The 25,995-nt window shown below is 46.6% G+C and carries 23 protein-coding genes and 1 pseudogene; 20 read left to right on the forward strand and 4 right to left on the reverse strand.

Features of this window, described 5'->3' with window-relative positions:
- The first annotated feature begins 159 nt into the window (after window positions 1–159).
- The 5 genes from PEB0122_RS02790 (at window position 160) to PEB0122_RS02810 (ending at window position 5,373) form a co-directional block, all read left to right on the forward strand.
- On the forward strand, window positions 160–735 hold the full coding sequence (locus tag PEB0122_RS02790) for a F0F1 ATP synthase subunit delta (RefSeq protein WP_075915432.1): 576 nt from the start codon (window positions 160–162) through the stop codon (window positions 733–735).
- Window positions 735–2,264, forward strand: a complete 1,530-nt coding sequence (atpA, locus tag PEB0122_RS02795; protein ID WP_075913856.1) for a F0F1 ATP synthase subunit alpha — start codon at window positions 735–737, stop codon at window positions 2,262–2,264. The genes PEB0122_RS02790 and atpA overlap by 1 nt, the downstream gene beginning before the upstream one ends.
- 20 nt (window positions 2,265–2,284) lie before the next feature.
- The gene (locus PEB0122_RS02800) at window positions 2,285–3,172 is read left to right on the forward strand and encodes a F0F1 ATP synthase subunit gamma (RefSeq protein ID WP_075869364.1); all 888 of its coding nucleotides are present in this window, start codon (window positions 2,285–2,287) and stop codon (window positions 3,170–3,172) included.
- 18 nt (window positions 3,173–3,190) lie between these two features.
- The gene (gene atpD / locus PEB0122_RS02805; RefSeq protein WP_075869363.1) at window positions 3,191–4,804 is read left to right on the forward strand and encodes a F0F1 ATP synthase subunit beta; all 1,614 of its coding nucleotides are present in this window, start codon (window positions 3,191–3,193) and stop codon (window positions 4,802–4,804) included.
- A 164-nt stretch (window positions 4,805–4,968) separates the two neighbouring features.
- A complete protein-coding gene (locus PEB0122_RS02810) occupies window positions 4,969–5,373 on the forward strand; it encodes a F0F1 ATP synthase subunit epsilon (RefSeq protein WP_075869362.1) in 405 nt (134 codons plus the stop codon).
- Between the two features lie 375 nt (window positions 5,374–5,748).
- On the opposite strand, the gene PEB0122_RS02815 is transcribed toward PEB0122_RS02810, so the two are convergent.
- Complete coding sequence (locus PEB0122_RS02815; RefSeq protein ID WP_075915433.1) at window positions 5,749–6,087, reverse strand: hypothetical protein; 339 nt, start codon at window positions 6,085–6,087, stop codon at window positions 5,749–5,751.
- Between the two features lie 405 nt (window positions 6,088–6,492).
- On the opposite strand from PEB0122_RS02815, the gene PEB0122_RS02820 reads away from it, so the two are divergent.
- From PEB0122_RS02820 to PEB0122_RS02860, 9 genes and pseudogenes are all read left to right on the forward strand, one after another.
- Window positions 6,493–6,936: a MarR family winged helix-turn-helix transcriptional regulator gene (locus PEB0122_RS02820; RefSeq protein ID WP_075869359.1), complete on the forward strand. Its 444-nt coding sequence runs from the start codon at window positions 6,493–6,495 to the stop codon at window positions 6,934–6,936.
- Window positions 6,933–8,582, forward strand: coding sequence for an MFS transporter (locus PEB0122_RS02825; RefSeq protein WP_075869358.1), 1,650 nt, complete (start codon window positions 6,933–6,935; stop codon window positions 8,580–8,582). Before PEB0122_RS02820 ends, PEB0122_RS02825 begins: the two co-directional genes overlap by 4 nt.
- Window positions 8,583–8,616: 34 nt before the next feature.
- A complete protein-coding gene (locus PEB0122_RS02830; RefSeq protein ID WP_075915434.1) occupies window positions 8,617–9,633 on the forward strand; it encodes an HlyD family secretion protein in 1,017 nt (338 codons plus the stop codon).
- A gap of 170 nt (window positions 9,634–9,803) precedes the next feature.
- Window positions 9,804–10,712 (forward strand): branched-chain amino acid ABC transporter permease, encoded by a 909-nt coding sequence (locus tag PEB0122_RS02835; protein ID WP_075869356.1) that lies wholly within the window; start codon window positions 9,804–9,806, stop codon window positions 10,710–10,712.
- A gap of 9 nt (window positions 10,713–10,721) precedes the next feature.
- Window positions 10,722–12,281, forward strand: coding sequence for a high-affinity branched-chain amino acid ABC transporter permease LivM (livM, locus tag PEB0122_RS02840; protein WP_075869355.1), 1,560 nt, complete (start codon window positions 10,722–10,724; stop codon window positions 12,279–12,281).
- Window positions 12,281–13,082, forward strand: a pseudogene (locus PEB0122_RS02845) (ABC transporter ATP-binding protein); the annotation flags it as partial. The gene livM and the pseudogene PEB0122_RS02845, both read left to right, overlap by 1 nt.
- A gap of 112 nt (window positions 13,083–13,194) precedes the next feature.
- A complete protein-coding gene (locus PEB0122_RS02850; RefSeq protein ID WP_075869354.1) occupies window positions 13,195–13,929 on the forward strand; it encodes an ABC transporter ATP-binding protein in 735 nt (244 codons plus the stop codon).
- A 49-nt stretch (window positions 13,930–13,978) separates the two neighbouring features.
- Window positions 13,979–14,326 (forward strand): DUF6867 family protein, encoded by a 348-nt coding sequence (locus tag PEB0122_RS02855; protein WP_075869353.1) that lies wholly within the window; start codon window positions 13,979–13,981, stop codon window positions 14,324–14,326.
- Between the two features lie 75 nt (window positions 14,327–14,401).
- Window positions 14,402–15,520, forward strand: a complete 1,119-nt coding sequence (locus tag PEB0122_RS02860; protein ID WP_075869352.1) for a branched-chain amino acid ABC transporter substrate-binding protein — start codon at window positions 14,402–14,404, stop codon at window positions 15,518–15,520.
- A gap of 243 nt (window positions 15,521–15,763) precedes the next feature.
- On the opposite strand, the gene PEB0122_RS02865 is transcribed toward PEB0122_RS02860, so the two are convergent.
- Window positions 15,764–16,054 (reverse strand): hypothetical protein, encoded by a 291-nt coding sequence (locus PEB0122_RS02865; protein ID WP_075869351.1) that lies wholly within the window; start codon window positions 16,052–16,054, stop codon window positions 15,764–15,766.
- Between the two features lie 412 nt (window positions 16,055–16,466).
- Between PEB0122_RS02865 and ispG the strand changes: the two genes are divergently transcribed.
- Entirely contained in the window at window positions 16,467–17,702 is a 1,236-nt protein-coding gene (gene ispG, locus PEB0122_RS02870; RefSeq protein ID WP_075915435.1) for a flavodoxin-dependent (E)-4-hydroxy-3-methylbut-2-enyl-diphosphate synthase, read from the forward strand.
- 419 nt (window positions 17,703–18,121) lie between these two features.
- Here ispG and PEB0122_RS02875 read toward each other — a convergent pair whose 3' ends face one another.
- Together PEB0122_RS02875 and PEB0122_RS02880 are read right to left on the reverse strand one after the other, a co-directional pair.
- Complete coding sequence (locus PEB0122_RS02875; protein WP_075869349.1) at window positions 18,122–18,730, reverse strand: IMPACT family protein; 609 nt, start codon at window positions 18,728–18,730, stop codon at window positions 18,122–18,124.
- A 211-nt stretch (window positions 18,731–18,941) separates the two neighbouring features.
- On the reverse strand, window positions 18,942–19,844 hold the full coding sequence (locus tag PEB0122_RS02880; protein WP_075869348.1) for a polyprenyl synthetase family protein: 903 nt from the start codon (window positions 19,842–19,844) through the stop codon (window positions 18,942–18,944).
- Window positions 19,845–20,001: 157 nt separating this feature from the next.
- Between PEB0122_RS02880 and mtgA the strand changes: the two genes are divergently transcribed.
- The 5 genes from mtgA (at window position 20,002) to fdxA (ending at window position 25,949) form a co-directional block, all read left to right on the forward strand.
- A complete protein-coding gene (mtgA, locus tag PEB0122_RS02885) occupies window positions 20,002–20,673 on the forward strand; it encodes a monofunctional biosynthetic peptidoglycan transglycosylase (RefSeq protein WP_178391774.1) in 672 nt (223 codons plus the stop codon).
- A gap of 328 nt (window positions 20,674–21,001) precedes the next feature.
- Window positions 21,002–21,181: a 50S ribosomal protein L32 gene (gene rpmF, locus PEB0122_RS02890; protein WP_075869347.1), complete on the forward strand. Its 180-nt coding sequence runs from the start codon at window positions 21,002–21,004 to the stop codon at window positions 21,179–21,181.
- A 980-nt stretch (window positions 21,182–22,161) separates the two neighbouring features.
- Window positions 22,162–25,104, forward strand: a complete 2,943-nt coding sequence (locus tag PEB0122_RS02895) for a DEAD/DEAH box helicase (RefSeq protein WP_075869346.1) — start codon at window positions 22,162–22,164, stop codon at window positions 25,102–25,104.
- Complete coding sequence (locus PEB0122_RS02900) at window positions 25,101–25,475, forward strand: RNA-binding S4 domain-containing protein (protein ID WP_075869345.1); 375 nt, start codon at window positions 25,101–25,103, stop codon at window positions 25,473–25,475. Before PEB0122_RS02895 ends, PEB0122_RS02900 begins: the two co-directional genes overlap by 4 nt.
- A 135-nt stretch (window positions 25,476–25,610) precedes the next feature.
- A complete protein-coding gene (gene fdxA / locus PEB0122_RS02905; RefSeq protein ID WP_075869344.1) occupies window positions 25,611–25,949 on the forward strand; it encodes a ferredoxin FdxA in 339 nt (112 codons plus the stop codon).
- The last annotated feature ends 46 nt before the right edge of the window (window positions 25,950–25,995 follow it).

The following is a 25,995-nucleotide window of genomic DNA, read 5'->3' on the forward strand; positions in this document are numbered from 1 at the left end:
TGTTGCGGTGTTGCGAGTCGCAATTGTGTATGCTAGATGCCTATCAACTTTTAATATTTGAATAGCGGTTATATACCGGCAACGTAAAAAGTTATCTGGCATTACCGGGTTGGCAGGTTTTTCAAGTCAACTCTCTGCTAAGGGGAAAGACAGGATAGAGTGTCAAAATCGTCTTCGCTAACATCTGCAGTAGCCGAGCGTTATGCTACATCACTTTTTGATCTGGCACATGAATCCAAGTGTGTCGATGCAGTAGAAAAAGAACTGTCTTCATGTCTTTCATCGATCGAATCAAATAGCGATTTGAAACGTCTGGTTTTCAGCCCCGTTTTTTCGTCAGTCGAACAGGAAAAAGCGGTAGCTGCTTTATGTAAAGAAGCAGGTATGGGCAAAAATACCGCCAGTCGTTACGTCGCCAATTTTTTATGTGTTGTTGCATCGAATAGGCGGCTTTTTTTATTGCCGGCCATTGTTTCTGCCTTTCGTGGTCTTGCCGCAAAATTCCGCGGGGAAATATCGGCGGAAGTTGTTTCGGCACAGAAATTGAGTTCAGCTCAGGAAAAAGAGCTGAAAGCAACATTGAAAGCAGTGGCAGGCAAAGATGTCAGCCTGCGTACAACTGTTAATCCGGATATATTGGGTGGCCTTATCGTCCGACTCGGTCCGCGTCAGATCGATACGTCACTGTCATCGAAATTGTCTTCGCTTAAGCTTGCACTGAAAGAGGTCGGCTGATGGATATTAAACCGTCGGAAATATCTAAAATCCTGAAGAGTCAAATCGAAAATTTCGGTAAAGAGGCCGAAGTTTCCGAAGTTGGCCAGGTTCTGTCTGTGGGTGACGGTATCGCCCGTGTTTATGGCTTGGATAATGTTCAGGCCGGTGAAATGGTCGAATTTCCCGGTGGTGTGCGTGGCATGGCGCTCAACCTCGAGAGAGATAATGTCGGTGTTGTTATTTTCGGCTCCGATCGTGATATTTGTGAAGGCGATACAGTCAAGCGTACGAAAACAATTGTTGATGTTCCTGTTGGTCCGGAACTTCTCGGTCGTGTTGTTGATGCTTTGGGCAATCCGATTGATGGCAAGGGTCCGATCAATGCCAAAGAACGTCGCCGTGTCGATGTAAAGGCGCCGGGCATTATTCCACGTAAATCGGTTCACGAACCGATGTCGACAGGTCTTAAGGCTATCGACGCTCTTATTCCTATCGGGCGTGGACAGCGTGAATTGGTGATCGGTGACCGTCAGACGGGTAAGACTGCTATTCTGCTTGATACATTTCTCAACCAGAAGCCCGCACATGACCAGAATATTGAAAAAGACAAACTTTATTGCGTTTATGTCGCCGTCGGACAGAAACGTTCGACTGTTGCCCGCTTTGTAAAAGCGTTGGAAGAGCGCGGTGCACTTGATTATTCGATCATTGTTGCTGCGACTGCTTCCGAACCGGCTCCGATGCAATTTATTGCACCATTTGCCGGTTGTGCAATTGGTGAATATTTCCGTGACAACGGTATGCATGCTTTGATCGGTTATGACGACCTGTCGAAACAGGCGGTTGCTTATCGTCAAATGTCATTGTTGCTTCGCCGTCCGCCGGGGCGTGAAGCTTATCCGGGCGATGTCTTCTATCTGCACTCCCGTTTACTTGAACGCGCAGCCAAGATGAACGATGCCCACGGTGCCGGATCATTGACAGCACTTCCTGTCATTGAAACACAGGCCAATGATGTTTCTGCCTATATTCCGACCAATGTTATTTCTATTACAGATGGTCAGATATTTCTTGAAACAAATCTGTTCTATCAAGGTATCCGCCCGGCAGTGAATGTCGGTTTGTCGGTCTCGCGCGTCGGCTCTGCAGCCCAGATCAAGGCAATGAAGCAGGTAGCAGGTTCGATCAAGGGCGAACTCGCTCAATATCGCGAAATGGCGGCGTTTGCCCAGTTCGGTTCCGATCTTGATGCTTCAACGCAGCGTTTGCTCAATCGTGGTGCACGATTGACCGAGCTGTTGAAACAACCGCAATTCTCGCCATTGAAGACAGAAGAACAGGTTGCTGTTATTTTTGCCGGTGTGAATGGTTATCTCGACAAGCTGGCGGTCAATCAGGTCAGCAAGTTCGAACAGGGACTTTTGGCGCTGATGCGGACCGACCACAAGGATGTTCTAGACGGTATTCGTAAAGAGCAAAAATTGACCGACGAGCTTAAAAATAAGCTGACAAGCATTTTGCAAGCTTATTCCAAGAATTTTTCTTGACCTAATGATGGGACGGTTTAATGGCTTCGCTAAAAGATCTTAGAGATCGTATTGCCTCGGTTAAGGCGACGCAGAAAATTACCCGTGCGATGCAAATGGTCGCTGCGGCAAAGCTGCGTCGCGCCGAAGAGGCAGCAGAAGCAGCGCGTCCGTATGCGCAACGTATGGCCGCGGTGCTTGCCGATCTCGCTTCACATATTGGAGCAGAAGATGCACCCAAACTAATGGTTGGGACCGGCAAAGACGACGTTCACCTTCTTATCGTTTGCACCGCAGAACGCGGTCTTTGTGGCGGGTTCAATTCCCAGATTGCCCGTCATGCGATAGAACATATCAAGCTGCTTCAGGTTCAGGGCAAAACTGTAAAAATTCTGACTGTGGGGAAAAAGGGGTTCGATATTTTGCACCGCGATTATGGTCGCTTTATTGTTGACCATGTGAGCTTGCGCGAAGCAAAGCACCTCAAATATTCGCACGCCAAGAATGTTGCTGATAAAGTTATCGAAATGTTCAAAAAAGGCGAATTTGACGTCTGCACTTTGTTCTATTCCGAGTTTGTGTCGGTTATCAATCAACAACCGACCTCCCAACAGCTCATTCCGGCTCCGAAAGATGAAGAGGATGAAGACATCCAGAACCAGAAAGTTGTTCCTGCGGTCTATGCTTATGAACCGGATGCAGCAACAATTCTGACTACGCTTATCCCCCGTAATATCGGAGTGCAAATTTTTCGGGCTCTGTTAGAAAACGGAGCAGGTGAGATGGGCGCCAAGATGAGCGCGATGGATAATGCAACACGCAACGCCGGTGAGATGATCAATAAACTGTCGGTCACATATAACCGTCAACGTCAGGCTCAGATCACGACAGAACTGATAGAAATTATTGCGGGCGCAGAAGCGCTCTAATATGGAAGGTAAGGATCGATGGCAAAAGCGGCGACCTCAAAGACGGCAGCCACAAAGGCTGCGGAAAAGAAAGTAACAGCAAAAGCTGCTGCCAAACCGGCAGCCTCGAAAGCTTCAGCCAAAACGGCAGCTCCGCACGCGGATACGAAGTCGGCATCTGCTGGTGAAAATAAAGGTACCTATAAGCTTGATACAACAAAAGGCGTTGTCGGACATATCACGCAGATTATCGGTGCTGTTGTCGATGTCCAGTTCGATGGTCATTTGCCGAAGATTCTGAATGCTTTGGAAACAGCCAATCTCGGTCATCGGCTGGTTCTTGAAGTTGCCCAACACCTTGGCGAGAATACAGTTCGCACAATTGCGATGGATACAACCGACGGTCTGGTTCGCGGACAAGAAGTCGTTGATACCGGCGCTCCTATTTCGGTTCCGGTCGGCGAAGCAACGCTCGGCCGCATCATGAATGTTATCGGTGAACCGGTTGACGAAGTCGGACCGATTAAATCCGACAAAATCCGTGCAATTCACCAACCGGCTCCCGCTTATGTTGATCAGTCGACAGAATCGGAAATTCTGGTTACCGGAATCAAGGTGGTTGATCTTCTCGCGCCTTATTCAAAAGGCGGTAAGGTCGGTCTGTTCGGTGGTGCCGGTGTTGGTAAAACAGTTCTTATTATGGAGCTCATCAACAACATCGCCAAAGCACATGGCGGTTATTCGGTTTTTGCCGGTGTCGGTGAACGTACCCGTGAAGGCAATGACCTTTACCACGAAATGATCGAGAGCCACGTGAATGTTGATCCGAAAGAACATGGTGGATCTGCAAAAGGCTCGAAATGTGCTCTGGTCTATGGACAAATGAACGAATCACCGGGAGCTCGCGCCCGTGTTGCACTTTCCGGCTTGACGGTTGCCGAAAGCTTCCGCGATGACGGTCAGGATGTTCTGTTCTTCGTGGATAATATTTTCCGCTTTACTCAGGCAGGTTCGGAAGTTTCTGCTCTGCTCGGCCGCATTCCTTCGGCCGTGGGCTATCAGCCGACTTTGGCCACCGATATGGGTGCTTTACAGGAACGTATTACAACGACCAACAAGGGGTCTATTACGTCTGTTCAGGCGATTTATGTTCCTGCCGACGATTTGACCGATCCGGCTCCTGCGACATCATTTGCCCACTTGGATGCAACAACTGTTTTGTCGCGCTCAATTGCTGAAAAAGGCATTTATCCTGCTGTCGACCCGTTGGATTCCTCGTCTCGTATGCTTGATCCACTGGTTGTCGGTGAAGAACACTATAATGTTGCTCGCCAGGTGCAAACGATTTTGCAACGCTACAAATCGTTGCAGGATATTATCGCCATTCTCGGTATGGACGAGCTCTCGGAAGAAGATAAGCTTGTTGTCGCACGTGCCCGCAAGATTGAACGTTTCCTGTCTCAGCCATTCCATGTTGCAGAAGTGTTCACAGGTGCTCCGGGCAAGCTTGTTCCTCTTGAAGATACGATCAAGGGCTTCAAAGGCCTTTGTGCTGGCGAATATGATTATCTTCCGGAATCAGCCTTCTATATGGTTGGCTCGATTGAAGAGGCTGTTGAAAAAGCACAGCGTCTTGCCGAGCAAGTTTCGTAATAAAAATTGGTTCTGTCGCCTTTTTATACTGGCGGCAGAACCGTTTGCAGTGCTTTGCCCGCGTGGGAAAATCTGTTTTTGCACTGCAAATAGTTTGAAATCTTCCGGTCTTTAAGGACTTTGCGGATTTTACTGTTTGTCGTTAGGGTAAGGTGACGAAAGATATGGCTAAATCATTTTTATTTGAGCTGGTTTCTCCAGAACAATTGCTGCTTTCGGAACAAGCACAGGAAGTTGTTTTGCCTGGCAGTGAAGGTTATATGACCATTCTTCCGGATCATTCACCTGTTATGACTTCGGTAACTCCGGGGGTCATCACGGTAAAAACGGCAACCGGTCAAATGTCTTTTGTTGTCTATGGCGGTTTTGCCGATATTAACAGGCATGGGTGTTCGTTACTCGCCGAGTCCGCTGTTTCGCTTGAAAAATTCGATGAACAAGATTTGGAACGTCGTATCAATGAAGCGCGAGATGTCTTTAACGAGGCAGAAAACGACGAAGCGCGCAATAAAGCAGAAGACTTCCTCCATCAATTGACATCTGTCGAAAACGTTATATCGACGATCTGATCATTCGGCGCTATTTAACAATTGTCATTTTACTTTTTTCCGGCATTGTCCGATTGTGCCCCTTTGCGCATCATACGTTCACGATTTTTCTAAGACGCAAATATTTCCGGAATCAAATTCTATCTCCGAACCTATCTCTCTTTTTCCTATGTCAGCTTACAAATAGCCGGATATCTACGCGGAACATTCTGTTTTGTTTGGCATCATTTTTTCGCTTTCAAAACTTCCTTGATTCTTTTTTGAGGGCGGAAGGGCAATGTGAATAGCGAAGAAGAAAACCGTCAATCGACAAATTGCTATTGTGATATAAACTGTTATTGACAACCTCACGCATCGGCGGCTTTCGACGAACGAAAAGCGCGAATTCAGTTGCATTCAACAAAATAATTTGTCCTCGGTGAAGACAGTGCATTCTCGGAAAAATTGTAGGCAGCGGAGCTTATCATCAACAGGCCGTTCATTTTTCCTAAAAAAGAATTCATCTTGATATATTTTTGTACATTGAAGCAAAATCGAATCTCGAATTGGAGAAATCGGATTTTTGTCATAGTTTTTCAACAGCCGCTTGAGATTGTCGGTTGCACATTGAAATAAGCAAAAACCTGATGTTGCGCCTTGACCTCCTGCTGGTAATTCAAGCAGAACTTCATCAACGAATTGGGGAAATGCCATTTCAAGATGTGCTGTCACCTGAATTGCAAGAGCAGGCGACATGGTATTCGATTCATTGATGCGGCTGAATTCTGCAGACGATTGTCTATTTGTTTAACCGATGTTGCGGAAAGGCGAGCCACTTTATTCCGCGTTGTGAAAACAGCAGAATATTATGTGACAGAAACGACGTAGGATTATTTATTTTTCCGTTTTCAATTATTGACCAACAAATGCCACAATCAGTGCTTGAATAACGAGAGCCGGTTTCCGGCATCGAACAAATAAAAATCCCTAACCGATGAATGAGAACAACTGCGTTCCATGTAAATGGCGGTTGCAATCAGCTTTCAAAAACCGGTTCAACCCTTTGTGAGCAATAAGGAAGTGAATTGCGAATGTTATTTTAGACTTATATATGTCGCATCATAATCATTAGCATCCTACCTAAATTCTCCGGAAAAGATAATGAAAAACGCCACTCAATCAGTGCTGTTTATCGATTTGCTATTCAAAGTGAGCCGAAAATTGAGAAATCTGCTGGACACGCGCATTCGTGATCACGGTTTGACTTTGGCACGTGCATTGACCTTGTCAGCATTGAAAGATCAGGACGATTTTTTTCAAAAAAACCTGGCCGAAGAATTGGGCATCGAACATGCGACATTGGTCCGACTTATCGATGCATTGGAAGAGCAGGGGTTGGTCATAAGAAATGTTGCTGAAGATGACCGGCGTGCCAAACGGGTTACCCTGACGCCAAAGGGCAGAAAACTTGTCGAGGGGATAGAAGCTTATGCAGCCGAACTCAGTGAAACAGTGATGTCGGATATTCGGGAAACGAGTGTCAAAGAGGCGATGGATGTTCTTGAGCATATAGCCGACGCTGTCGAGAAAGAAGGACGCATATGAGTACGGGCGTTCTGCCACTTCCCGATGACGAACGGGAACCGCCGTTTCCGAAGCCTGGCAAAATTTTCGCCGGTCCTATCCACCGGTGTCTGATTTATATTTTTGCGGCAAGTCTTCTGCAATGGGTCTATGGACTTGGCGCCAATATGGTGCAATCCAATATTACCCAGTTGACAGGATTTTTCCACGCCACCGTCGAAGAAACGACATGGCTTGTCGGCGCCTATATGGCTCCCAATGTCAGTCTTGCTATTTTTCTTATCAAAATTCGTAACCAATACGGCTTGCGGCTTTTTGCCGAGTTGTCGATTATCGGCTTTTTATTAACCTGTATATTGCATTTGTTTGTAACAAGCCTGCAATCAGCCATTATAATCCGTTTCTTTGCTGGTATTGCAGCGGCACCAATGTCGTCGCTCGCTTTTTTCTATATGATCGAAGCATTTGCTCCGGCCAAGAAGCGCACAGTCGGCTTGAGCCTCAATTTGATGAATATTGCCCTTGCCGTACCACTATCGAGACTGGTTTCGCCGGCATTAATTGATCACGCAGGCTTCCATGCATTATTTGCTTTGGAAATGGGGCTCGCTCTCATCGGTTTCGGATGCATTTTCTATTTGCCGCTAACGCCGATCAAAAGAGCCAAAGTCATCGAAAAAATAGATTATTTGAGCTTCGGCTTGATTGCCATCGGTCTCGGTATCAATGCAGCCATTATGCCGGTCGGTAAATTATACTGGTGGCGCGATGTTTCTTGGATGGGCTGGTGGCTGGCGATTGCGGTTTTCTGCCTTATGGCGGCGGCCGTTATCGAGCTCAATCGCAAAAATCCGTTGATTGATTTGCGTTGGCTATTCAGCAAGGAAATGTTGCACATTGCAATCGTTCTCCTGATGTTCAGGATTCTGCTTTCGGAACAAGCAACATTGGCATCGAACTTTTTCAATTTGTTCGGCCTTCTCAACCGCGAAATGGAAGTGATGCACGCAGGAGTCGTTGTCGGAACCGTTCTCGGGGGACTTGCCTGCGCAATATTTTTCAAGCCGGGTCGAGAGGACCTGTTTCACGTCATCGCGCTTATTCTGCTTGCCGCCGGTTCGTTTATGGATAGTCATGCAACCAATCTTACGAGGCCCGACCAGATGATTTTAAGTCAGGGCATGATCGGTGTGGGCTATGCATTATTTTTGCCTCCGTCAATGTCGAAGGGGTTGGCAACAGCAATTGCCAGAGGTCCCCAATATATTTTGAGTTTTATTGCGGTATTCCTGTTTACCCAAAATACGGGCGGGCTAATGAGCTCGGCCTTTTTTGGCAGCTTGCAAATCGTATTCGAAAAATACCATTCCAATATTCTGACCCAGCAAATTGTTATGAGCAATCCGATTGTGGCAGCTAATGTCGATAAGCTTTCTCAAGCTTACGGACACGTTATCAATGATCCGGTTCTGTTACATGGTGAAGGCTTGGCCGAACTGGCAAGAAGATCGACACTCGAGGCCAATGTGTTGGCTTATAATGATGTGTTCCGCCTTTATTCCTGCATCGCTCTCGTTGTTCTGGTGATGTTGCTGATCAGAATGGCGTTGCGGGGATTTAAAACAATGCGTGACAAAAAGGCCCAATTATCGACACAACCAGCCTGATAAAGCTCAGGCACGAAAATGCGGATGAATTAGAATGATACGATATTTACGTTCCAAAGCGACGGCTGTTTCCATTATTGCCGGTGTTTGCGGGATATTGTTGATATTATGGGCATGGCAATTGCCGCCTTTTATCAGCAGTATCGAAACCACAGATAATGCCTACGTCAAAGGTTTCGTAACGATGATCAGCCCGCAAGTAGCCGGCAATATATCAAGCGTGAAAATCAAAGATTACGAGCGTGTCAAAGAAGGTGAGCTTCTTATCGAAATAGAAGATCGTATTTTTAAACAAAGGGTCGAACAGGCGGTAGCAGTACTCGATTCCAAAAAGGCAGCGCTTGCTAGCTCCTACCAACAGGAGGAATCGGCAAAGGCCGATATACGTTCGGCAGAAGCAGCCTTCACCAAATCGGAACTCAATTGGAAACGCGTCGAGCCATTAACGCAACGAGGCGTGTCATCGCAAAGCAGCGAAGATTCTGCCCGTGCCGACCGTGACCAGAAAAGTGCGGAACTGGAAGTCAGAGTGCAAGCTTTGAAAAAAATCCTTGTTGATCGGGAAGGTTTGAAAGCCGATGTTGAAAGCGCCGAAGCGGCCGTCGAACTTGCAAAAATAGATCTTGATCATACCAAAATCTATTCTCCACGCGATGGACGGGTTGGTGAAGTGGGTGCCAAACTTGGCCAATATGTCACAGCCGGAACCCAGCTTCTGGCCGTCGTCCCCGATGATGTCTGGATTGTCGCCAATTACAAGGAAACGCAATGCGCCAATATGAAAATCGGCCAACCTGTGGTGTTTTCGGTTGACGCTTTGGACGGATACAAAATGAAGGGGCATGTTGTCCGTTTTTCACCGGCTGCCGGTTCGGAATTTGCGGTTTTGAAACCGGATAATGCTACAGGAAATTTCACCAAGGTTGCCCAGCGTATTCCTGTCCGTATCGAGGTTGATCCCGACCAGAAATATATCGACCGGCTGATCCCCGGCATGTCGGTTATTCCTCACGTCGATACATCTGTCGATCCGGTAAAAGATAAGAAATAATATGCCACATTGAAGCACATTCCATAGATTCATTGATTGAAAACTTTAGAAAAATTAAAAAATGCTATGAAAGCGCGCACGATTGCGTTAATTCGTATTCCTGCCATTTGCTTTCAGCTTGACAGTTGGTATTGTGAAATCAGAAAAATAACATAGGGGACACACACTCAATGGATTATTTTTTTCAGCAACTGATAAACGGAGTTGCTCTGGGAGCTATTTATGGGCTGATCGCTATTGGCTACACCATGGTTTATGGCATTTTGGGCATGATCAATTTTGCTCATGGTGATGTTTTCATGATCGGCGCCTTTATTGCAATGATCGTTTTCATGATGTTGCTGACATTGCCTGCGGCGGTACCTATTGCCTTGGCACTGCTTATCATGCTGATTGTTTCAATGGTTTTCACATCTGTCTGGGCTTGGGTTATTGAACGGGTTGCCTATCGGCCGTTGCGCGGCTCTTTTCGTCTTGCACCATTGATCACAGCTATCGGAATGTCTTTTGTTTTGCGTAATTTTGTTCAGGTCGAGCAGGGCCCACGTAACAAGCCTATTCCTGAAATGATCAGTGGCGGTTTTGTAATCCCCGGAACAGATGTTTTTGTTTTGAACAAGCAGCTTCTTGTTGTTGTGGTGACCGCAGTTCTGCTTTTCATTTTTTCGCATATTGTCAGCAAAACACCTCTCGGACGTGCCCAACGCGCGGTCGAGCAGGATGGTAAAATGGCGGCTCTTTTGGGAATCAACGTGGATCGGATTATTTCGGTGACCTTCATTATGGGGGCAGCCCTTGCAGCAATTGCAGGCACACTTTATCTGATGAATTACGGCCAGATTCATTTTGCAGACGGTTTTATTCCCGGCATCAAGGCCTTTACTGCAGCAGTTCTTGGCGGAATTGGTTCTTTGCCCGGTGCTGTTTTAGGCGGTCTCCTTATCGGTTTGACCGAAGCCTTATGGCAAACCTATTTTCCTCCTGAATATAAAGACGTCGCAGTCTTTCTCATTCTTGCAATCGTTCTTGTGTTTATGCCATCCGGTATTCTTGGACGGCCCGAAGTTGAAAAGGTCTAGACTGCGGCTATGAACCAGATAAATTCCTTGCCAAACGCCGGAAGAGTTGACATCAAACGCGCTTGTCGCGAAGGTGTCGTCACGGCTTTCATCGCGTTTTTGCTCTTCGCCTTTATCGTCGGTTTCAGGGCTGATCTCAATTTAAGAAACGAGATGACGCTGACTCCACAAATCGGTTATCTCATCAATTATGTAATCATTGCCGGTGTCGGGCGTTTTACATGGTGCCTTTTCGGTGGTGGTACAAAAGGGGCGGTTTTTGCGCTTGTCCCTTCTGTCATATTGTTTATTGCCTATCGTGCATGGCTTTATTACGAAGAAGCCACGGCGCAATCGACCTATAATTTGTCGGCCCAAGCCCATCAGCTATTGATTGCCGGAATTGTTGTTGTTGTTTTTGTACTGCTTGCCATTGTTTTTCTTTATGCCAAAGGTCTCCAGCAAGCGATCAGAATAACGGTAAGGGAAGTAACGCCGGGTTTTCAGAAATATGCTCCGGGGTGCATTCTCGCCTTGTTGCTTGTATATCCGTTTTTTGTCACGACCTTTCTCGTTGATAATCTCGCCCAGTCACAAAAATGGATCGACAATTATGCGATCCAGATATTGATTTACGTCATGCTCGCTTGGGGACTCAATATCGTTGTCGGTCTTGCCGGCTTGCTTGATTTGGGATACGTCGCTTTTTATGCAGTGGGTGCCTATACGGTTGCACTTCTCGGCAATCATTTCGGGTTTTCATTCTGGTTGTGTTTGCCTCTGGCCGGTATTTTTGCAGCTCTTTGGGGAATGATGCTCGGCTTTCCTGTATTAAGACTGCGTGGTGATTATCTTGCGATCGTCACTTTGGCTTTCGGTGAAATCATCCGCACAATCTTGCAAAACTGGACACCGGTTACCGGCGGCGCTGCAGGCCTGTCGGTTCAAAAGGCAACCTTTTTCGGCATTCCCTTCACAAGGGGCGAAGGTGGATTTGCCGCACTCTTCGGATTAAATTTCCAGGCCGCCCATTATAAAATATTCCTTTATTACGTCATTCTTGTCATGGTTGTGATAACCGCCTGGGTCGTTATGCGGTTGCGTCGCCTGCCTATCGGGCGTGCATGGGAAGCCCTGCGGGAAGATGAAATTGCCTGTCGGTCACTCGGTATCAATACTGTTACAACGAAATTGACAGCATTTTCTATCGGCGCCATGTTCGGCGGATTTGCAGGAGCATTTTTTGCGGCAAGACAGGGGCGCGCCGATTATACCAGTTTCATTTTTGATGAATCGGCCATTATTCTGGCAATTGTTGTACTGGGTGGCATGGGGTCACTCGGCGGGATCGCTGTTGCTGCTGCTGTCATGATTGGTGGTACGGAACTGCTTCGCGATGTTCCGGCTTTGCAAATGATATTCGGTCCTGATTTCGACCCACCACAATATCGCATGTTATGGTTCGGTCTTGCCATGGTGTTTGTTATGGTCTGGAAGCCGCGCGGCTTTGTCGGAAAACGTGAGCCAAGTGCTTTTCTGAAAGTGAAGAAAGCTGTTTCAGGCGATTTTACCAAAGAAGGAAACGGCTGATGGCTGACGATAATACCCTTCTCCAAATCGAGCACCTCAGGATGCAATTTGGTGGCCTCGTCGCCGTTGATGATTTGAGCTTCAATGTCGAGCGGGGAAAAATTACGGCTTTGATCGGACCGAACGGTGCAGGTAAAACAACTGTTTTTAACTGTATTACCGGCTTTTATCGGCCAACCGGAGGGATGCTTTCTCTTCACACGAAAGGGGGAAAAACCTTTTTGTTGGAACGGCTTGCCGATTACGAAATCACCAAGAAAGCAAAAGTTGCCCGTACTTTCCAGAATATACGTTTGTTCACCGGTTTGACGGTTCTCGAAAATCTGCTTGTTGCCCAGCATAATGAATTGATGCGCGCTTCCGGAATGACTGTGCTTGGTCTATTCGGTCTTCCGTCTTATAAGCGGGCTGCCAAAGAGGCGATCAAAAAGGCCGAAACCTGGCTTGAAAAAATAAATCTTGTCCATCGCGCCGATGATCCGGCTGGAGATCTTCCTTATGGTGATCAAAGACGTCTCGAGATTGCGCGCGCAATGTGTACCGATCCGCAACTTTTATGTCTCGATGAACCGGCTGCCGGTCTCAACCCGAAAGAATCGCTTGAACTTAACGATCTTCTTTTGAACATACGGGATGTGGAGCATACGTCTGTGTTGCTTATCGAACATGATATGTCGGTGGTGATGGAAATATCCGATCATGTTGTTGTTCTCGAATACGGATCGAAAATTGCTGACGGAACGCCCGAAATGGTCAAGAACGATCCGAAGGTGATTGCAGCCTATCTCGGCGTTGACGAGGATGACGAAACCTCGGAAGCGGGGCTTCCGGACGATGTTGTTTCAAGTTCGGTCCAAATATCCGAAACGGAAATCATTACTGCCGACTCGAAAGAACAAGAGGGAAAGCGTTCATGAGTAGCGAAGCACCAGCACTTCTTAAAGTCGAAAATATTGAAACTTATTACGGTGCTATTCAAGCTCTCCGCGGCGTCAGTGTCGAAGTCCGGCAAGGCGAGATTGTCACTCTTATTGGTGCCAATGGTGCCGGTAAATCGACATTGATGATGACCATATTCGGCAAACCGCGCGTAAGGTCAGGTCGTATATTCTTTGATGGTCATGACATTACCTATATGGAAACGCACGAAATTGCGCGATTACGTATTGCCCAATCACCGGAAGGGCGGCGAATCTTTCCGCGCATGACCGTCCTTGAAAACCTGCAAATGGGCGCAAGCATTGATAACCTCAAATATTTTGATGAGGATGTCGAGAAAATGTTTACGCTATTTCCGCGCCTGAAAGAACGTTTGCAGCAACGTGGCGGTACATTGTCCGGAGGTGAACAGCAAATGCTTGCTATAGCGCGCGCCCTGATGTCGCGTCCGCGGCTATTGTTGCTTGATGAACCCTCGTTGGGCTTGGCACCTTTGATCGTCAAACAGATATTCGATGCTATCAAAGTCCTGAACGAGGAAACCGGTTTGACCGTTTTTCTGGTTGAACAGAACGCTTTTGGTGCATTGAAACTTGCCCATCGCGGCTATGTTCTTGTGAACGGTGTTGTTACAATGAGCGGAACAGGTGCAGAACTTCTGGCCAATCCGAAAGTTAGGGCAGCCTATCTTGAAGGTGGTCGACATTAATCAGGATCTTCAAAACTGTTGTGGGTGTTTCAAGCTTTAGGGAGAAAAAATGCAAGGTATCCTTTATGAAGAGTCTTCACTTTTTGTCTTTGTTCTGGTGACCTTAATCCTCGGTGGCTGGGCAGCGTGGATGACGGGGCGTGCTTGCGCGCTGACGTGGCACGGATTGAAAGTCGCTCTGATTTCAATGGTTCCGCTTGCCGCAGCTATCCGTTTTATCCATTATATTCCGCCCTTTAACGGCACATTATTGTCGCTCCACTATTATCTTGTCGATCTTGTCGTTTTGTTGATTTTCGCAAGTCTCGGTTTCCAGTTTACGAGGACGAACCAGATGGTTCGCCAATATAGTTGGCTTTACAAGAAATCTTCACCTTTTACCTGGCACAAGAAATAACAATTTCTTCTATGTTGTCTGGAAAAAATACTTTAGATGTTTTACAACTGGTGAAGAAAAAAGAGGAGAACGAATATGAAGAAGGCATTATTGGCAACAGTTGCAGCAATTGGTCTTGGCGCATTCATGAATAGTGCCTGGGCTGATATCAAAATCGGCGTTGCAATTCCGGCTACCGGACCGAGTGCAGCAATCGGGGCACAGATTCAGCATGGCGCCGAGATGGCCGTCAAAAATATCAATGACAAGGGCGGAATCAAGGGAGAAAAACTGGTCATTGAAATTGTCGATGATGCGTCAGACCCCAAACAAGCTGTTTCGGGTGCCAACAAGCTTGCCGGTGATGGCGTGCAATTTGTTGTAGCCCACTATAATTCGGGTGCTGCTCTTCCGGCTGCAACGGTTTACGATGAAAACGGCATGCTGGCAATTTCAGCCGGTGTTACCAATCCTAAATTGACTGAATCGGGATATCCGATGCAGTTTCGCGTTTGCGGACGCGATGACCAGCAAGGTTCCTTTGCCGGTGAATTCATAAAAAAACATGTCCCTGATCCGAAGGTCATGATTATCCATGATAAAACCGCTTATGGCATAGGAATTGCCGAAGAGGTTAAAAAGACGCTGAACAAGCTTGGCGTTACCGAATTGAGCTTTGACGGCGTTAATGTGGAGGACAAAGATTTTTCGGCCATTATTGCAAAAATGAAACAAAGTGGCGCAAATGTTGTCTATTTTGGCGGGCTTTATACGCCGGCCGGATTGATGTTGCGCCAAATGGCGGAACAGAAAGTTAAACCCGTCTATATCGGTGGGGATGCCTTTGCCAGCAACGAACTTGCGGCAACGGCACAAGATGCCGTTATCGGCGTCATGAATACGTTTAACGCCGATCCTCGTGGCAATAAGGACAATGAGGAATTGGTAAAATCTTTCCGGGCGAACGGATTTGAACCGGAAGCATTCACACTTTATTCCTATGCAGTTGTGCAGCTTATGGCCGAAGGCATTACTGCCGAAGGACAGAATCCGCAAAAAGTGGCTCAATACTTAAAAACAAAAGGGCCGTTCAAAACCGTTCTCGGACCCTTGGATTTCACCGAGAAGGGAGATCCCAAGGAAGGGGGTTTCGTTATGAACCGCTGGTACAAGGCTCCGGACGGAAGCTATAATTATTCGGAAGTTAAAGACTGAAGAAGAGGGTGAACGGGCAAATAAAAGGCCCATTCCGGTTTTGAAGGAAAATAAAAAGCGCGTCTAACGCGCTTTTTATTTTTATCAGTCAATCAATTTCTAACTCTATTGCAATTTTCAATTATATTAATTGACCGGATATTTGCAAAACGATGTGAAACCTCATTTTGCGGATTTTAAAAAACTTGCGTTCAGCGTTTTTTTCCGCGTGAACGCATATTGGAAGCTCTTAAATCGAGCCCGTTATTTGCGGCGTAACAAAAAATAAGCTGCCAGTCCCAAAACGCCAACCACGGCCAACGCAGTCTTCGGATAGTTCTTTGTCTGCCGTGTGATGTAGTGAGCTTGCTCACCGACGACATCAAGTGCCTGACGGCCTTTGTCTTTTATGGTTTCGGCAATTTCACCGGTATTTTCAAGGAAACCGTCGCCTTTTGTAAGTGATTGGGTAAGCGATTGGATTTCACTTTTAAGATCCTGAATGCGTTTTTCAATTTTTTCTTTTGCGTCGCCGCTGTTGAGAAGATTAAACATTGTTTTTTCCTTGCGCTAGAAGCCCCGTATAAGTCGAACACAAGGCTGTAACTACACCATATAGTAGAATAGATAATGCGCAGAAAAATTCCTTCCAGTACCAAAGATATTTTGTCAGCTGACGATTTTTAAGTGAAACAGGTTTTTAATTCGCGGCAAAAGATTGATTGTCAGACAGTTTATAGAAATATCGGGTGGAGGTTTAATTCTTTTGTTGTCCAGTTCTCACGTCGATCACACGATCGAAATCTTGATTGCGCGCCTGCGTTGCGAGCCTGAATTGTGAACATGGATTGTCAACTCGAAAAAGTGACAAGCTTTTTTAATTTCCGGTTGGGAAAATATCATTATAATAGTTATAACAATTGATGCGTTTATGTCGATCAGACAATAAAAGAGACACTATCCGAAAATGACCAAGCACGAATATTTTTCCAAACCGTTTCCTCGCCGCAAGTCTGTTGCCGTCAATGTTGGCGGTGTTATGGTGGGGGGGAATAATCCGGTTGTCGTGCAATCAATGACCAATACGGATACGGCAGATGTTGATGCAACAGTTGCGCAGGTTGCAGCGCTTGCCAAGGCAGGTTCGGAGCTCGTACGCATTACTGTCGATCGTGATGAATCGGCAGCCGCCGTGCCAAGAATAAGGGAGCGGCTCGACAATCTTGGTATTACAGTTCCGCTCATTGGCGATTTTCATTATATCGGCCATAAATTATTGGCCGAATTTCCCGACTGTGCGAAAGCCTTGGCAAAATACCGCATCAATCCGGGCAATGTCGGGTTTCGCGAAAAACGTGACAAACAATTCAGTGAAATTATCGAATTTGCGATTCGCTATGACAAGCCGGTCCGAATCGGCGTGAACTGGGGTTCGCTTGATCAGGAATTGCTTACGCGTCTGATGGATGAGAATGCTGAAAAAGGGGGGCCGCTTTCAACCGATGAAGTCATGCATGAAGCGGTGGTGCAGTCTGCACTTATTTCTGCGCATCTTGCTGAAGAAATCGGCCTTGGACGGGATAAAATTATTCTGTCGGCAAAAGTCAGTCAGGTACAGGATCTCGTTGCGGTCTATACCATGTTGGCCGAGCGCTGCGATTATGCTCTTCATCTGGGGCTCACCGAAGCCGGTATGGGAACGAAGGGCATTGTTGCATCGTCGGCAGCTCTCGGCATTTTGCTTGAACAGGGGATTGGCGATACTATCCGCATTTCCTTGACACCCGAACCGGGTGGCGATCGCCGCCGCGAAGTGCAGGTTGCAGAAGAACTTTTGCAGGTCATGGGATTCAGGCAATTTATACCCACTGTTGCTGCTTGTCCCGGTTGCGGGCGCACCACTTCTACGGTGTTTCAGGAACTTGCACAGAAAATTCAGGGTGATATTCGCAAAAACATGCCTGTCTGGCGGAAAAAATATCCTGGTGTAGAAGCACTCAATGTTGCGGTCATGGGCTGTATTGTTAATGGACCGGGGGAATCGAAACATGCCGATATCGGTATTTCACTTCCAGGTACTGGCGAGATGCCGGCTGCACCGGTTTTCATTGAGGGCAAAAAGGTCAAGATATTGCGTGGCGCGAATATTGCGGCTGAATTCGAGCAGATGGTAGCCGAATATATAGAAGAGCGTTTCAAATAGGTTTGGCTTCGATAATTTAAAAACCAAAGCGATGAAATTGACTCTTGAAATAAGCCTGCAGCTTTGAATGGCGCGTTTTGCTCTCGCGGTTTCACACAAGTAATGTGTATCTGTGCTTTTCAGTTGCCACCGAAAAACTTTAAAAATTCATGTAGCCTTACGGCAGGATTGCAAAAGCTTCGAAGTGTTTAAAGATTTAACCCGTGTTAAAAGCGTTGTTTCACTTCAGAGGATATTTTTTCTCATAAAACAGAAATAAAACAGATCAGAGGCAGATTGCAGAACAACCGGAACGGTTGTCTTTCAAGCGGAAGTAATCATCTTTCAAAGTGTTTTCTGATAGGTTTTTCTTCGATTGAGTGAAACCGGACAAAAGGTTGAAGCCACATTGGCGGAAATCTTGTCTTCGGCAAGAGCTTCTATAAAGATGTATCCGAGCAGGAGTTTTCGCACTCAATCAGGATTTTGCCGTTGCTCAGGTCTTTTATCCGGTCAATAAAGTTTTGTCGTTCAGCTTTTGGCAAACGGAGTGTCAGTTCACATCCTTTATCGTCAAAATGTCGATTTTCAATTTGTGCAAGGAAATTTTGAAGTTCATTTTCGATAATGGGTAAAAGATTGAAAGGGCAGTGAAAAGTCAAAATCTGCCAATCAACAAGTTCGACAAGTTCGGCCTTTTGGAGCGCTCTTGTTGCACCGCCCCCATAAGCACGAACAAGGCCACCAGTGCCAAGTTTTATCCCTCCGAACCAGCGCGTAACAATAACGAGAACACAATCGCAGTCTCTGCCTTCAATGGCATTAAGTATCGGTTTACCGGCAGTCCCTGTCGGTTCACCATCATCATTGAAGCGGTAATTTAAATGGAATTTCCACGCATAGCAGTGATGTGTCGCTTCTTCTTTGCGGATCGTTTCAATTATTGCTTCGGCTTCGGTTACGGAATTGATCGGAAAAGCACGCGTTAAAAAACGGCTTTTTTTAATTTCTTCCATAAGCTCGGTTGCAGAAGCAATGGTAAAGGCCATGAGTATTTTCCAAAGTCGTTAGTCTTGACAAAGTGGGTATATCGACAAATTTGGCGTTTTCAAAACATTGGGCTTTTTAGTGTTTAAAATGACAAATCGTTTGCGAAAGACGAATGCCGTTCTTGCAAATGTTTCGTTGTCATTAGCTTCTTTTCAGGCCACTTTTTCCGTCCCGTCAGTTTTTCCCCTTGTCAATTCTTTTGTTCACCTCTCAATTCTTCCGTTCTATGACAAATCTTGCTGTCGCCCTTAAAATATCGGCCTTGTTTCCGAATGGCTCAAGCAGGCCATCAGCCTGTTCCATCAGGCCTTCCAGTTGGTGTTTTGCCCAATCTACACCGTGCAGGGCTACCAAAGTTGCTTTATTGGCTGCAATATCTTTGCCGGCCGTCTTGCCGAGTGCGTTGGTATCGGAAGTTACGTCAAGGACATCGTCGGCAAGCTGAAAAGCAAGGCCAATTGCCGCGCCGAATTCGGAAAGTCTTTCGCGATCTTCTCGGGTTGCATTGGAAAGAATAGCACCGGCTTCACAGGCATAGCGGATAAGTGCACCGGTTTTCATCGCTTCCAATGTGATAATGCCGCTTTCATCAGGTTTTTTCGTCTCCGCTTCGAGGTCGAGAACTTGCCCGCCAACCATGCCACCAAGACCGGCACTGCGGGCAAGACCGTTTATCAGTTGAAGCCGGATTTTTGCATCAAGCTCGAGTTTTTCGTCGGAAAGAAAATCAAAAGCAATTGTCAATAATGCGTCACCGGCAAGTATCGCTGTCGCTTCGTCAAATGCTTTGTGGACAGTGGGCTTGCCACGTCGCAAATCATCATTATCCATGGCCGGTAAATCATCGTGTATCAATGAATAGCAATGGATTGCTTCAAGTGCTGCGCCAACGCATCGTGCCGCTTCGATATTGGCATCAAAAAGTCGCGCTGTCTCGATAACAAGAAAAGGCCGCAATCTCTTGCCACCATTCAAAACACCATGCCGCATTGCAGCGAGAAGACGTGGTGGGCGGGCAATTTCTCCGGACTCGATATGATTAGAGAGTTTTGCATCCAGCATTTCACCAATCTGGCGGGCATTTTTGGCAAGTAAATTGGTAAAATCTTCCATTGAGAATTCCTCTGATCTTTGCAAGATGGAAATGAAACATTCCAACGTCGCCGTCAACGCTTATGAGTTTGACACTATTGATATAAACGAAGGTTGTTTATTAAACGAGGCATAATTGTTGATTGAAAGCGAAAATCGGCAAATCCGCTCTGATAAAATGCGTTCAGGAAAACTGCGCTTGACGCTTTACATATTGGTGTTTTTGCTAGCTTTGCCGTTTTTAATGATGCTTCTTTATAAGCTGCCTTTTATTCACCCGCTTTCGACCTTGATGTTGCGCGATAAAATCACTCAGACACCTTATGAACGCCAGTGGACGCCTATCGAAGATATTTCTCCCCATCTTGTCAATGCGGTGATTATGTCGGAGGACGGGCAATTTTGTTTTCATAATGGCGTCGACTGGGGTGCTTTAAAAACAGTTATAACGCGCGATGGCGGGCCAAAAAGAGGTGCATCGACTGTTACTATGCAAATGGTGAAGAATTTGTTTTTGTGGCATGGTCGGTCTTACCTTCGAAAAGGTCTCGAGATTCCTTATGCCACAGTCGCCGATGCTTTTTTGTCAAAACGGCGGATTATGGAAATTTATCTCAATATTGCAGAATGGGGTCCCGGTATTTATGGTGCAGAAGCTGCTTCACGACATTTCTTTAAACGTTCGGCAAAAAATCTCACGCAAAGACAGGCCATCTATCTTGCAGTAGCATTGCCCAATCCGAAATTGCGCAACCCTGCGCGCCCTTCGATGAATATGACAAGACTTGGACGGTTGATCGAAAAACGCTTGCAGCAAGCGGGTACTTACACGCAATGTTTGCATGAATAAAGGCAGGTTTTGTAAAAATTAAAGGGAAGTTTGCTTAAAAACAAAAAGCCGGATGATGCTTGAGTCGGTGCGATCAGTCGTGTCGTTTTCACGTGGCAGAGTGACATTTATAATTTTTAAAAAAATTATGACTGAACCGTTTATTTTAAAATTTTTCCGCTCATAATGGGCACAATATCGGCCTATTTCATAAAAAATGCTGATTTCAGTCTGGTCAAAGCCTGATAATCAGTGTATAGGCACGCCAAACCTTCTATTATTTTGTCTGCCGATATAGCTTCGGGTTATGGTGGCAGATACGTTTTAAGCAAATTTGGAGTATATTTCCATGGCTGTACCTAAACGAAAAACGACCCCGTCAAAGCGCGGTATGCGTCGTTCTGCCGATGCCCTCAAGGCTCCGACCTATGTTGAAGACAAAACTTCCGGTGAGCTTCGCCGCCCGCATCATATCGATCTTAAAACCGGTATGTATCGTGGCCGTCAGGTTTTGACACCGAAAGACTGAAGTCTTTTTTGAATTTAAAGAAAAACCGGTCTATTGGCCGGTTTTTTTGTGTCCGGATTATACAAAGATTTTTACGATTGCGGTGAGCCGGTTTTGTGAAAATTTCTGTAACCGGTTTTTGTGAAGCTTTATTATTCGAGTGGCTTCAAATGTTATTGACAGCGTCGCCAAGTCATGGCCATCCGGATTAATCATAAAGGCTTTCCGGTAAAAATCGTCCGGTAGCCGGCGTTCGTCTTATGTTATTTTATTTCAGTCTTGACTGAAGTTAATTTCTTCAATGACCCGAATGATTTTCCTTGATAGGCTTTTTCTGTTTTCAAGCTTTTTAAGCTGACCAATCTTCAAAACTTCGACGCCGGTTATCGTTGGGCTCTCATCTCCCAAACACCTTGTTTTTAAAACCTGTCACAAAACCTTATTGCCCATATCGGAATATATTGCCAAAAACCATTTGCCGGCGACAAGCGCGGTTAGAGACACTGTAAGCGGGAGACAATTGAGCGGAGACACTTTACACTCGCGACATTCTAATCCGGCGTGCCAAAAAATCTATGGGTAGCTCGACTGGCCAACTTGCGATTCATCCAATATTACCGGTCTTGAACGGATATAGTGTGCCATTAAAGGAAACCTTTGGTGATTATAGGATATTTTGAGGCTTGATAGAATTATGACTGTTGAAGCTTCGTTGTGTTGCCGGATTATGGTTAATCGGAATGGCCCCGTTTTTCCGATTTAATCTTGACCTTATTGCTATATTTTGTTTTCTCATCTTGTAAGGACACAGTATCTGGTTAGAACATATCAAGAACATGATAATGTCAGCGATTCGTCGCTGATTCGTTCCGGTACTGTTCCAAAGGTTAAGAATTATGGTTAATGTTTTGTAAATGACGAAGCTTGCTTGTCGTTCGATAAGGCGTTAAGGCGTATTTTGGCGGCTATGTCCGGCAAAATTTGATAATTTGGAGTAGACGATGGCTAAAGCCCCTCTCATCCTTTCGGGGCGTGATGTAACAGCTGTTCTGGGGCCGACAAATACTGGCAAAACCCATTTGGCAATCGAGCGTATGCTTGCCCATGACAGCGGAATGATCGGGCTACCGTTACGACTTCTTGCACGGGAAGTTTATAATCGTATCAGCGAAAAAATTGGCCCCGACCGGGTTTCTCTCATTACGGGGGAAGAAAAGATTATCCCTCTTGGTGCCCCATATTCTGTTTGCACTGTCGAAGCTTTGCCACGTGAAACCAAAGCATCTTTTGTTGCCATAGATGAAGTGCAGCTTGCCGGTGATCTGGCGCGTGGCCATATTTTTACCGATCGGATTTTGCATTTACGTGGCACTCAGGAAACAATGCTGCTGGGTGCTTCGACGATGCAAGGGATTTTGCAAAAACTTTTGCCCGGTCTTAATGTTATTAGTCGTCCTCGTTTTTCCCAACTGCTCTATGCCGGTTCAAAAAAGTTGACCCGTTTGCCGAGTCGCACGGCAATAGTCGCTTTTTCTGCCGATGATGTCTATTCCATTGCCGAGCTCATCAAACGGCAGCGTGGCGGGGCAGCGGTGGTTATGGGGGCACTTTCGCCACGCACAAGAAATGCGCAAGTTGCCCTTTATCAATCGGGCGATGTGGATTTTCTTGTCGCGACCGATGCGATCGGCATGGGACTTAATCTTGATGTCGATCATGTGGCTTTTGCCCAGACAAGAAAATTCGATGGCTATCAGTTTCGCGATTTGACAGCAGCAGAAATGGCACAAATTGCCGGACGCGCCGGTCGTCACATGCGTGACGGTACTTTCGGCGTTACCGGTCGGGTAGCCGATCTCGACAAGGGTCTTGTCGAGCGGATCGAATCACATCACTTCGATCCTGTAAAAGTTTTGCAGTGGCGCAGCGAAGACCTCGATTTTACAACGCTTGACAGTTTAAGAAAATCACTGGAAGCGGCTGCCCCTGTAGAAGGGCTTGCCCGTGCTTTACCAGCTGTGGATGCACAAGCTCTGGATAATCTCTCACATGATTATGATATCGCCCGTCTTGCTGACCGGCCAGAACGCGTCGCATTGCTTTGGGACGCATGTGCACTTCCCGATTATCGCAAAATTGCACCGGCACAACACGCAGAAATTATTGCCAATATCTATCGTGATCTTGTAAAACGTGGCAGCGTCAATGAAAACTATTTGGCCGAGCAGGTATCCCAAGCCGATCGAGTCGATGGCAATATTGACACTTTATCGCACCGGATTGCCCAGATAAGAACCTGGACATTCGTGTCACATCGACCCGGATGGCTTACCAATCCGCAACACTGGCAAGAAAAGACGCGAGAAATTGAAGATAGATTGTCGGATGCGCTACATGAGAGGTTGACGAAACGATTTGTAGACCGCAGAACAAGCGTACTTATGAGGCGGCTTAGAGAGAATGTGATGATGGATGCCGAAATAGTTCAAACTGGCGATGTTCTTGTTGAAGGACATCATGTTGGAAAACTTGATGGGTTTCGTTTTATTGCCGATGTCAATGGCGAGGGTGCCGATGCAAAAGCTCTAAGGGCTGCTGCAGATAAAATATTGGCCGGTGAATTCGAAAAAAAGGCAGATCGTCTGGCCGCTTCGGCCAATAGCGATTTTGCGATCGGGTCGGATGGTGTGGTTCGCTGGATTGGCCAACCTTTGGCAAGTCTTGCTGCAACCGACGACATTTTAAAACCGCGGGCAGTGTTACTTGCCGATGAACAGTTGACCGGGCAGGCGCGTGAAACAGTTGCCGAGCGGGTTGACCGTTTTGTCAGCTTCCATTTTGAAACAGCATTGAAGCCGCTTTTTGATCTCATCAATGCGGATGCGCTTGTGGGTATGACACGCGGACTTGCGTTCCGTCTGGTTGAACATCTCGGGGTTCTGCCGCGCCGCGATGTCGCCGAAGAAGTCAAAAGCCTTGACCAGATTTCACGTGCAGCCTTAAGAAGGCTTGGTACGCGTTTTGGTGCTTTCCATATTTTTCTGCCGATGATGTTAAAACCGGCACCGGCACAAGCTATTACACTTCTATGGGCTTTGAAAAACCATGCACGGGATTTGCCGGGCTATGGCGATGTTCTGCAAGTATTGGCAGCCGGTCGAACTTCGGTTGTTGTCGACCCGACTTTCAACCCGACCTTTTATCAACTTGCCGGTTATCGGATTCTGGGCCGTCGCGCCGTACGTGTCGATATTCTTGAACGTCTGGCAGACCTTATTCGCAATGCAGTGAACTGGAAGCCTGGTAGCGGGCCGCGTCCGGACGGTGCTTATGACGGGCGCCATTTTCTGGTTACTCCGGCAATGATGTCGATACTTGGTGCAACAGCCGAGGATATGGAAGAAATTCTGAAAAGCCTGGGTTACCGTTTTGATAAAAAAGACAAGGCAGAGATTGACGCCAAGCTTCAGGAGCTTGATGCAACAAAAGATGAAGCAAAGCCTGCTGCAGTCGTCGAACGTCCGGCCGAACCGGTAGGTGATTTTGCAACTACGTCGGTGGTTGAAGAAGCCGCAGCAACGGAAGAAGTAAAAACACCGGATGCAGAACCGGTCGGGCCTCATTTCGGTAAGAAGACTACTGAAGAAGAGGAAAAACCTGTATTGCTTTGGCATTATCAGGGCCGTCACGATTACCGTCAGTCAAGGCAGAATGGTGACAAAAAGAAGCGTTCTGCACAGCGGTTTGAAAAAGCCGGTGAACGAACAGATAAATCGGGCGAACCACGGCGAGACAAACAGCGTCCGCGTAAAAATTCGTCTTTCAACAATCCGAAAGCGGATGCGTCTTACAGACAGCATAAATCGAAGTCGCAACCGAAGCCGATTGATCCTGATTCGCCTTTTGCAAAGCTTGCTGCTTTGCGCGACCAATTGAAAAAATGAACGAAGAGACCGTTTCGAGACAGCGTCTGGACAAGTGGCTGTTTTTTTCGCGAACGGTCAAAACGCGTAGCCTTGCTGCCAAACTCGTCGAGGGCAGCAAGGTCAGAGTTAATCGTGTGAAGATTGACAAGTCGAGCTATCCGATAAAAGTCGGAGATGTTCTGACTATCCGGCTGGAACGGTCAGTCGTTGTTTATAAGGTAGCTGGATTTGGCGTGCGTCGGGGGCCGGCAGCTGAAGCCCGATTGCTTTATGAAGATTTGACTCCGGACGAAGTTGTAACAGACAGGCAGAACATCATTTCATCGGGACCTCGACCGACAAAACGCGACAGACGGCAATTAATGCATTTTTTAAAACAGGAAATGTGAACAAATTGGTTCAAATGCGGGGTTGAAACCGCCCGTCAAAAACGTTAACTCATTGCTGTTATCGTTTCATTTCCGTTTAAAAGTGTGACAGGCTTTTGTCGGAATGCGCTTGACGTGAACACTGGAGATTGAACAATGACCTATGTTGTGACCGACAATTGCATTCGCTGCAAATACACTGACTGCGTTGAAGTTTGCCCAGTTGACTGTTTCTATGAGGGGGAGAACATGCTTGTTATCCACCCCGATGAATGCATTGATTGTGGTGTCTGTGAGCCGGAATGTCCGGCTGAAGCAATTAAGCCTGATACTGAACCCGGACTTGAAAAGTGGCTTGAACTTAACATGGAATATTCGGCCAAATGGCCAAATATAACGGTCAAGAAGGATCAGCTTCCTGAAGCAACCGAAATGGATGGCGTGACGGGAAAACTTGAGAAATACTTTTCTCCAAAGCCGGGAACCGGTGACTAGCCATATAAACAGTTGAACTTGACTGGCCAATGATTGATTTCTTTGG

Source organism: Ditibartonella apis (genome assembly GCF_001952075.1).
Lineage (GTDB): Bacteria > Pseudomonadota > Alphaproteobacteria > Rhizobiales > Rhizobiaceae > Bartonella > Bartonella apis.